The sequence below is a fragment of the Streptomyces inhibens genome (genome assembly GCF_003389455.1).
GTDB lineage: Bacteria > Actinomycetota > Actinomycetes > Streptomycetales > Streptomycetaceae > Streptomyces > Streptomyces inhibens.
This window is the reverse complement of the sequence record NZ_QUAC01000239.1, coordinates 22,973-32,183: the sequence shown is the minus strand read 5'-3', so window position 1 is coordinate 32,183 and position 9,211 is coordinate 22,973. Positions and strand designations below refer to the sequence as shown.

Genomic DNA, 9,211 nt, shown 5'->3' with positions numbered 1-9,211 from the left:
GCCGGGTGCGCAACGGCCAGGCAAAGGTTCGCTCCACACACCACCGCCTCGGCAGAACTTTGAAGTCGCGGGTGTCATCGGTGCGTTTGACGATCTGCAGCAGCAGCTGCCACGACCGCCGGGCCAACTCCTTCAGGGCGCCGGAGTAGGCGCCGTCGGCCTTTCCTCGCAGTCTGTCGTGCAGCTCGATGAGCAGATTCTGCTCGCGCCAGCGGCGGAAGAAGGCATAGACGCGGTCCCAGACGGGGAAGTCGATGGGCATCGCCCGCCACTTGATGCCGTTGTCGACCAGGTAGAAGACTGCGTCGATCAGCTGCCGGTGGCAGTAGCCCTCCGGGCGCCCGCCCCTGCCCTCCAGCCAGGCCGGCACCGGCAGCGCCTCGCGCACCACCGCCCACTCGGCATCGGTCATGTCCGAGGGGGAGCACCGTCGGCGGTCGGGCTGGTCGGCGGCGTTGCCGTACAGGTGGGCGAGGCAGTCACACGACGGCACGCGGGAGTGGGACGCGACCGGCACCGACACGGCAAGACTGGGACAGCAGGGCCTACTGCACGCTCCAAGGACTTCGACATCCCAGGACTGTTCAGGTGGCCCTGCCTCTATGCGCCGACCACCGCGTGTTCATCCGGCGGGACGGCCACCTCGGACCCTCGTTCGACTGGCATGCTCCTCGGCCGGAAGGACCGGGCGCGCTCCGCCACGTCGCCAGTCCCGGCCGTCAGTTCCTCGCACGCAGCCCCGCGCGCGACCGGCAGCCCGGTCAGACGCTTCGTTGGGCTGACCGGCTGACCGGCTGACCGGCTGAACGCCAGAAGGCTTGACGATAAAGGGGCCGGTGTGCGACCGGAGTGGTCGCCGGATGACGTGGCGGCGCCAACGCACTCCACGGCGCGGATGTCACGCGCCGCGATCCAGGTCGCAGACGCTGCTGAGTCAGAAGAGACTCCCCTTATGAACACCGTGCAGAAGGTCGCCATCATCACCGGCGCTTCCCAAGGCATCGGCGCCGCCCTCGTCACTGCCTACCGCGAGCTCGGCTACGGGGTCGCTGCCATCTCCCGGTCCATCGGTGAGTCCAGCGATCCCGAGGTACTGACCGTGCGCGGCGACGTGGCCGAGCCCGGCGTCGGCGCCCGTGTCGTCGACGCGGCGCTGGAGCGGTTCGGCCGGATCGACACACTGATCAACAACGCCGGAATCTTCATCGCCAAGCCGTTCACCGAATACACCGACGAGGACTACGACGCCGTGGCCGGGGTGAACCAGCGCGGCTTCTTCGAGGTCTCCCGCAGTGCCGTCGCCGCAATGCTCTCCCGAGACGACGGGGGCCACCTGGTGAACATCTCGACCAGCCTGGTCGACCACGCCGACTCGCAGCAGCCCTCAGCGCTCGCGTCGCTGACCAAAGGGGGACTGAACGCGGTCACCAAGGCACTGGCGATCGAGTACGCGGGCCGCGGCATCAGGGCCAACACGGTCGCGCTGGGCATCATCCGCACCCCGATGCACCCGGCCGCGACGTACGAGGGCCTCGCCGCGCTGCACCCACTCGGCCGGATGGGCGAGATCGACGATGTCGTCGAAGCGATCGTCTACCTCGAGAACGCCGCGTTCGTCACTGGAGAGATCCTGCACGTCGACGGCGGCCAGAGCGCAGGGCACTGAGCATGGGAGTGGGCCAACACCGGCTTCATGCGCGAGACCGATGCCCCCGATTCCGTTCTTGGGGAACCCTGATGAACAGCACGACAGACAGCGAAGCAATCCTGCGTGGCGTCCTCGACCAGTGGAAAGCAGCCGTCGACGCGCACGAACCCCAGCGCGCCGCCTCCCTCTTCACCGAGGATGCGATCTTCCAGGGACTGCACCCCTACAGCGTCGGACGGCAGGGCGTCGCCGACTACTACGATTCCCAACCCCTCGGGCTGACGGCCGCGTATCGGATTCTCGAAACGAGGCAGCTCACTGACGACCTCGTGCTCGGCTACCTGACCGTCAACTTCTCGTTCACCGACCGGCCCACGCTCAGCGTCTATCTCAGCACACTGGTAAAGCGCGCGACCGACGGCTGGTACATCAGCCACTACCAGGTCTCCCGCCCGGACTGAATCTTCCCCTTGACGCATTGATCGAACATCGTCCAGGAACGGTTCGATCACCCCGGACCAGGCCGTACTCGCCCAGCAGCTCTACTGCGCCCGTGAGATGACCGTCCAACAGATCGCCGGCACGTGCAACGTGCACCGCTCCGACCGTGTGGACACGGTGTCGTAGCGGGTAGGCGCCGGGCGCTTCTGATTCAGCTCACGCTGCTCGGGGGTAAGGCATGTCGCGCGTGGTCGGCCAAGACTTGGTGAGTCTTCGTCGTACGGACGGCGAGATCGACGCGGACCGAGGCCGGCCTGATCCGAGGTCGATTCCTCAAGCCTGTCGACGACAGCCTCGCCCACTGCGCGGGCCGCGACAACTGCTCCGGCCAGCTGGGCACGTTCGCCGACAAGTACAGCTCCCAGGTCGACCTGCTCAGCCACCTGCTGATCGCCGTCCCCGGCGCCATCGGGATCTTCTGGGGCGCGCCGCTGATCACCCGGCAGCAGCAGGCCGCCGTCCGCACCGAGCAGATCCCCAGCGGGGCGCGGGCCGCGGCACTCCCCGGTCGCTCCCGTCCGTGTCGAGCGTCCGCGAGCCGCGACGAGACGCGGACCGGCACAGGGCATGTCCTTCATCCGTCCGCCTTTCTCCACGTCAGCACTGATCGGACGGGGTGTCGGGAGTGTCGGCAGGCGCCGCCCTACCACTGGGCGGAATTCCGCCGGGCAGAAGAGACGGCGTTTCCGCCGGGCATTCCGAGGGGAAGCGGGCCGGCGGGGGTCTGGAGGCCCGGTTCACACGGCCGTGCGGCCGCCGTCGACAGGCAGCACGACGCCCTGCACGAAACTCGCGGCATCGCCGGCCAGGTACGCGATCGCCTCGGCGATCTCCCCCGGGGAAGCCGGCCGTCCGGCGGGCGCCTGAGCGGCGAGGGTGTCGAGATCCTCGCCCAGGCCCGCCGTGCCCTCGGTCTGTGTCGGACCGGGCTGCACGGCGTTGACCCGGACCCCGCGCGGGCCGTATTCGGCAGCCCAGGCCTTGGTCAGCAGGTTCACGGCGGCCTTGCTGGAGCCGTACAGCGCCATTCCCGAGATGCCGAGCGCGGCCGCCATGGTGCTGAGGTTGACGATCGCCCCGCTGCCCCGCTCGGCCATCGCCGGCGCGAGTTCGGCCACCAGGTAGAAGGGCGCCTTCACGTTCAGTGCGTAGACGGCGTCCACCTCGCTCTCCGGCGTCTGCTCGGTGGGCCCGAAGGGATAGATACCCGCGCCGTTGACGAGGATGTCCACCCGGCCACCACCCAGTTCGACGGCTTGCCGAGCCAGCTGTCGGACCGAGCCGGCGTCCAGCAGGTCGGCGGCCACGAAGTCCGCCGTGCCACCGCGTTCCCGGATGGCCTCGACGACGACCTCGCCGCGTCCTCGGTCCCGGCCCGCCACCAGTACGTGCGCACCGCGCTCGGCGAGCAGTTCGGCAGTGGCTGCCCCGATGCCGCTGGTCGCCCCGGTCACCAGCGCGACTTTCCCTGTCATCGACGCGGTAGTCACAGCCGCACCCTTCCTTTCCCGATGCCACGCCGACCGATCCACGAGGAACGGCCAGGCGCGGGCGGCTTGTGGTCAGTCGGCTCGCACGATGGTGGCGAGTACGTCGTTGAAGGCTTCGGTGGAGGTGGGATGCTGGTAGACGGCGTCGCGGAGTTCGGCCGCCTTGACGCCGTGACGCATGGCGAGCGCGACGGTGTTGATGAGTTCCTGCGCGTCGATGCTGAGCAGGGCGGCGCCGAGAATGTCGTCGGTGTCGGCATCGAGGACGAACTTCATGACACCGCGGGGGTCCTCGACGATGTAGGCGCGCGGCATGGCAATGATCTCGGCGACCGGCTGGCTGGCGATCTTCACCCGGCGTCCGGCCGCGCGGGCCTCCTTCTCGGTCAGCCCAACGGTCGCCATCGGCGGGGTCATGAACACCGTGTGCGGGATGGCCACCCGGTCCGACGTGGAGCGCTTGCCCTCGCCGATGAGCTGGTCGAGGACGATGCGGCTGTCATCGAGGGAGACGTAGGTGAACTGTGGGCCGCCGTTGACGTCGCCGAGGGCGTAGATGTGCGGCTGGCTGGTGCGCAAGAACTCGTCGACCTCGACCGCTCCCCGCTCGGTGGTACGGACCCCGGCCGCCTCCAGGGCGAGGTCGCCGGTGGCCGGGGCGCGGCCGGTGGCGGCCAGGATGGCGTCGGCCGCCACGGAGTGCTGGTGGCCGTCCTTGTCGTAGACGACGGTCGCGCCGCTGTCCCCGTCGCGGACCTGTCTCACCCGTGCGCCGGCAATGATCTCGATGCCCTCGTCGGTGAGGATGTCCTGGGCGACGGCGGCGATGTCGTCGTCGAGGCGGCCAAGGATTTCGGGAGCTGCCTCAAGCACGGTCACCTGTGAGCCGAACCGCCGGTAGATCGCGGCGAACTCCAGGCCGAGGTATCCACCGCCGATGATGGTCAGTCGTTCCGGCAGGACGGTGGTCTCGATCAGTTCGGTGCTGGTGACGGTGTACTGGCTGTCGCGCAGGCCGGGGATGTCGGGGATGATCGGCTCGGAGCCGGTATTGATCAAGATGGTGTCGGCGGTGACCGTAAGGCGCTCGCGGCCTGCCTGGACCGCGACGGTGTGAGGGTCGACGAACGCGGCTTGACCGGTGATGACCGTGACGGTCTCCATGCCGTTCAGCCCCTCGTAGTTGCCGTCGCGCATCATCTTGGTCACCGCTTGGACCTTGGCGACGGAACGCTCGTACCACTCCTGCGCCGGGTCCTCCGGCCGGCGTCTGTCGGCGTGGTGGACGAGCGCCTTCGTCGGTACGCAGCCGACGTTGGGACAGGTACCTCCGTACATCCGGTCCGAGCGCTCCACAAGCACGACCCGCTTGCCGAGGCGGCCCATCTTCGCGGCCACCGTCTTGCCGCCTTTGCCCTAGCCGATGACCAGGACATCGGCGTGGAGACTGTGGTGTGCGCCTTCCATGCTCACTTCCGTTTCCATGGAGCTTGGGCGTCGACTGAGAGGGTCCTGCATGAGCGCAGCGTCTTTGCCGCCTCAACAGCAACACCAACCCGTCGAGGCCGCAACCTGCTCCGGCGCCGCGCGATCTGCCCGAGTCGATGGAGCTGCCGGAGTTACCAGCGCCTTTGCCCTGCAAGAGAGCATTCGTGCCGGACGGACGAGTGAGGGAAGCCCTTGGTTGGGAGAAGGGTCCGGATCGCCACCCGGCAGATGGTGACGGCACCCGACCGGGCGAGCGCGGCCGCCGGCAGCAGACGGAGAGATGGAACAGGCGCGGCCGGGAGGCGCCCGCGGCCGTACAGCCACCCGTCCGGCCGCGGGCACGGACAGCGAGCAAGCGCAAACGAGAGGGCAGCACGGCCGCAGACCGGCCGAGAGCCGGCCGACGGACCGGGACGACGGACCCGGACGCCGACGTGCGCGCGGCGCGCGCCGGGCACGGGACGGAGGCGGCGGCACCGACGAGACGAACCGCCGATCCCGGCGCCGCTGCGCTCCTCGGGTATGTCTGACCGGTTCTGACACACCGCCGGCATGACGTGGGGGCTTCATGGGGACGGAGCCCCACTTCGCAGCCCGGCCGTCACGGTAGACATCCGGGGCGTCCGGTCCCGCTGGGCCCTGACGCGATCCGTCACCCGAGTCTCCTTGGCGTACCCGGTGTGGGTGGGTGCCGAGCTGGGGCCTGCTCGTGTGAGCCACCCTCGGCCGCTCGGTCGCCCGTTCCTTCGCTCCGTCCGCGCCCGCCCCCCGAGGCCCTGCGGACGGAGTGATGCCGGCCAGGCTGCGGGCACGGTGCAGAGCAATGCCGTTGATGACTGCGCGGTGACTCCTCCAACGCCCGGCCCCTCCCACGTTCTTCGGAAGGTGCGGCTCCAGCCGGGCCCACTCCGTGTCCGTAAGATCGCCGCGCCCCATGCTGAATGGAACGATGAGCCAGTGGGCACGTCACATGACCCATCGGCCAAGCCCCAGCGGGGGTGAAAGAGTCAGATCAGCGTCTTCAGCGCCGCCGCGTCGTACGGCTTCAGCTCCTCGAACCGGTCCGCCAGGACCTTCGCCGCCCACTCCGGGTCCTGGAGCAGGGCGCGGCCGACGGCGACCAGGTCGAACTCGTCGCGCTCCAGGCGGTCGAGGAGGTTGTCGATGCCCTGGACCGGGGCGCCCTCGCCCATGAAGCCGCGGATGAAGTCGCCGTCGAGGCCGACCGAGCCGACGGTGATGGTGGGCCTGCCGGTGAGTTTCTTGGTCCAGCCCGCCAGGTTCAGGTCCGAGCCCTCGAACTCCGGGAGCCAGTAGCGGCGGGTGGAGGCGTGGAAGGCGTCGACGCCGGCCGCGGCGAGCGGGGTCAGGATCGCCTCCAGTTCCTCCGGGGTCTCGGCGAGCCTCGCGTCGTAGGCCTCCTGCTTCCACTGCGAGTAGCGGAATATCACCGGGAAGTCGGGCGAGACGCTCTGGCGGACCGCGGCCACGATCTCGGCCGCGAACTTCGTACGGGCCACGGAGTCGCCGCCGTAGGCGTCGGTTCGGCGGTTCGTTCCCGACCACAGGAACTGGTCGACGAGGTAGCCGTGGGCGCCGTGCAGTTCGACGCCGTCGAAGCCGATGCGCTCGGCGGCCTCGGCGGCCTCGGCGAAGGCGCCGATGACGTCGTCCAGGTCGCGCTGGGTCATCGCCTTGCCGGTGTCCTCGGTGCCGTCGACGCGGATGCCGGAGGGGCCGACGGCGGGGGCGTCGGCGTAGGGCGGGTCGCCCTGCTTGCGCACCATGCCGATGTGCCACAGCTGCGGAACGATCGTGCCGCCCGCCGCGTGAACGGCCTCGGCGACCTTCGCCCACCCCGCCAGCTGCTCCTCACCGTGGAACCGCGGCACACGGTCACTCTGCCCGGCCGACTCGTGGCCGACGTACGTCCCCTCGGTGACGATCAGGCCCACACCCGCGGCGGCGCGACGGGCGTAGTACGACCGCACATCCTCACCGGGGACGCCGCCCGGGGAGAACATGCGCGTCATCGGCGCCATCACGATGCGGTTCGGGACGGTCAGGCCGTTCAGCGCGACGGGCCGGGAAAGGATCTCGGCCGCGCGGGAGGCGGCGGACGCAGTGACGCTCACGGGGGTGCTCCTCGTAGGTACCAGGCGGTATGTGCACATGCATTGAATGCGTGTGGGGGTCAACCGCCCCGGCGGTCATGGCATTCCGCGCGTCCGGCGAGCCGCCCTGTGATCCCGGACACGCGCCCAGAGTCAGGGGCGGTCAGTGCTCCCGCAGTCGGGCACAGAGCGCCCAAGTGCGTTGCGGGCGGTGCCGTTCAGGGCCGATCCGAGTCCGCGCGGTTGTCGGCCCGCCCTCGGCGGCTGTCAGGTGGAGACGGCAGGAAGGACTTGGCTGAGCAGGCGCTGGAAGGCGTGCCGATCCTCCTCTCCGAGGCTTTCCAGCCCCGTGAGGTTGGACATCAGCTCGGAGCGGATCTGCCGAACGGTCTCCTCGCCCTCCTCGGTCAGCATCACCATCTTGACCCGCCGGTCAGAAGGGTCGGCCTCGCGGCGGACCAGGCCGCGCGCCCCCAGGCGGTCGACTATGCCGGTGACGTTCGAGGCGTCGCAGGCCAGCAGGTCGGCGAGGGCCCTCATCGGCATCGGCCTCCGTAGCAGGCTGAGCATCTTGCCCTGCATCAGGGTGAGGTCACGTTCCGCCGCCACGGCTGCGAAGTTCCGGTAGTAGAGGGCCGCGGCCTGCGCGAGCTGGTCCATCAGCTGCACGGGCGTGGGCGCGGGAGCCTTCGGAGGTGAGGCCGATGGCGGTGCGGGCAGCTTTGGGCGGGTCATGGCTCCAGCCTAGGCGAGAATACTTGACCTACTCAACCATTGAGGTTTACCTTAACTTCATTACTTGAAGGCTTCAATCATGTAAGGCTTTAACCTCCCTGGAAGGCGAGCCGCCCTTCATGCGTCACGTCTTCCCTCTCCCCATGCCGCGGTGGGCGGCCCCGTTCGCTGAGCTCCGTCATCACAGCCGGGGCACTCCTCCTCGCCGTCGCCGACGCGCTGGTGGGGCCGAGCAGGAACACCGGCCACTCGCCACCTCCCACCCGATCACCGCCGGCGAGCCCCGTCGGTCGGCGGCCGAGGCTGTTCGCGCCGAGGGCTGACCGCCCACCGGCCAACCCGCCCAAAAGGAACGACACCATGACCACCTGGCACCCCATCGACCACCGCGCAGCCGTGGCGTCCGAGACCACCAAGTTCACCGCCGTGCTCAAAGGGGCCGACCTGGCAACCCCTGTGCCCACCTGCCCTGACTGGACGCTGGTCGACCTGGTCAAGCACACCGGCAGCGTGCAGCGCTGGTTCTCGGCCCTGCTGCACGCACGCATCCAAGCGCCCCCGCAAAGCCGCGAGGTAGAACTTCGGCTCCCGACGAGCACGGACGCCTACCTCGGCTGGCTGGACGAGAGCGCGACCGTGGCCGCCGACGCGTTCGCAGCCACCGACCCGAACCTGCCGATGTGGGCATGGGGCGCCGACCAGCATGCCCGCTTCTGGGCGCGCAGAATGCTCTTCGAGACCTTGCTGCACCGGGCCGACGCCGAGCTGGCCCTCGGACTCCGGCCCGCGATCGACCGCGCGCTCGCGGTTGACGGGATCGACGAGTTCCTCGTCAACCTGCCCTTCGCCACCTTTTTTGCACCCAAGGTGGCCAACCTGCGCGGGACCGGCGAGACCATCCGCTTCCGCACCACCGACGGGAACGCCGACTGGCTCGTCAGCCTGCGCCCCGACGGCTTCGGGATCGACCAATCCGGCGCAACAGCAGACACCACCGCGGACGCGACCGTCCAGGCAACCGCAGCCGACCTCCTGTTGCTCCTCTACGGCCGTCGGCACCACAACACCGAGGCCGTCGAGCACGAGGGCGACCAGGACCTGCTGTCGCGCTGGTTCGCCAACTCCGCCTTCTAACTGATCATTTCAGAGTGACGTACGAAGGCGTCTCAAGCACATGACCGGCAGCGGCGAGCCCGTATCGCTGATCGAGATCCTGCTCAACCACGGAACGGGGA

The 9,211-nt window shown here is 69.2% G+C and carries 8 protein-coding genes and 2 pseudogenes; 3 read left to right on the top strand and 7 right to left on the bottom strand.

Features of this window, described 5'->3' with window-relative positions; all coding sequences use genetic code 11:
- A partial coding sequence (locus DY245_RS44805; RefSeq protein ID WP_220377969.1) for a transposase occupies positions 1-493 on the bottom strand: 493 nt, incomplete at its 3' end.
- Between the two features lie 459 nt (positions 494-952).
- Here DY245_RS44805 and DY245_RS30810 point away from each other — a divergent pair.
- A complete protein-coding gene (locus DY245_RS30810) occupies positions 953-1,666 on the top strand; it encodes an SDR family NAD(P)-dependent oxidoreductase (RefSeq protein WP_128510478.1) in 714 nt (237 codons plus the stop codon).
- Positions 1,667-1,737: 71 nt separating this feature from the next.
- The gene (locus DY245_RS30805; protein WP_128510477.1) at positions 1,738-2,109 is read left to right on the top strand and encodes a YybH family protein; all 372 of its coding nucleotides are present in this window, start codon (positions 1,738-1,740) and stop codon (positions 2,107-2,109) included.
- A 777-nt stretch (positions 2,110-2,886) separates the two neighbouring features.
- On the opposite strand, the gene DY245_RS30800 is transcribed toward DY245_RS30805, so the two are convergent.
- From DY245_RS30800 to DY245_RS30780, 6 genes and pseudogenes are all read right to left on the bottom strand, one after another.
- A complete protein-coding gene (locus DY245_RS30800; protein ID WP_128510476.1) occupies positions 2,887-3,624 on the bottom strand; it encodes an SDR family NAD(P)-dependent oxidoreductase in 738 nt (245 codons plus the stop codon).
- A gap of 87 nt (positions 3,625-3,711) precedes the next feature.
- Positions 3,712-4,062 carry a hypothetical protein gene (locus DY245_RS47985; protein ID WP_342354229.1) on the bottom strand — a complete coding sequence of 117 codons (351 nt, stop codon included), beginning with the start codon at positions 4,060-4,062 and terminating at the stop codon, positions 3,712-3,714.
- Between the two features lie 93 nt (positions 4,063-4,155).
- Positions 4,156-5,043: pseudogene (locus tag DY245_RS30795) on the bottom strand (dihydrolipoyl dehydrogenase family protein); the annotation flags it as partial.
- Between the two features lie 902 nt (positions 5,044-5,945).
- A pseudogene (locus tag DY245_RS30790) lies at positions 5,946-6,063 on the bottom strand (transposase); the annotation flags it as partial.
- Positions 6,064-6,134: 71 nt separating this feature from the next.
- A complete protein-coding gene (locus DY245_RS30785) occupies positions 6,135-7,262 on the bottom strand; it encodes an NADH:flavin oxidoreductase (RefSeq protein ID WP_128510475.1) in 1,128 nt (375 codons plus the stop codon).
- A gap of 246 nt (positions 7,263-7,508) precedes the next feature.
- Positions 7,509-7,976 carry a MarR family winged helix-turn-helix transcriptional regulator gene (locus tag DY245_RS30780; protein ID WP_244943373.1) on the bottom strand — a complete coding sequence of 156 codons (468 nt, stop codon included), beginning with the start codon at positions 7,974-7,976 and terminating at the stop codon, positions 7,509-7,511.
- 360 nt (positions 7,977-8,336) lie between these two features.
- Between DY245_RS30780 and DY245_RS30775 the strand changes: the two genes are divergently transcribed.
- Positions 8,337-9,110 (top strand): maleylpyruvate isomerase family mycothiol-dependent enzyme, encoded by a 774-nt coding sequence (locus DY245_RS30775; RefSeq protein WP_128510474.1) that lies wholly within the window; start codon positions 8,337-8,339, stop codon positions 9,108-9,110.
- The last annotated feature ends 101 nt before the right edge of the window (positions 9,111-9,211 follow it).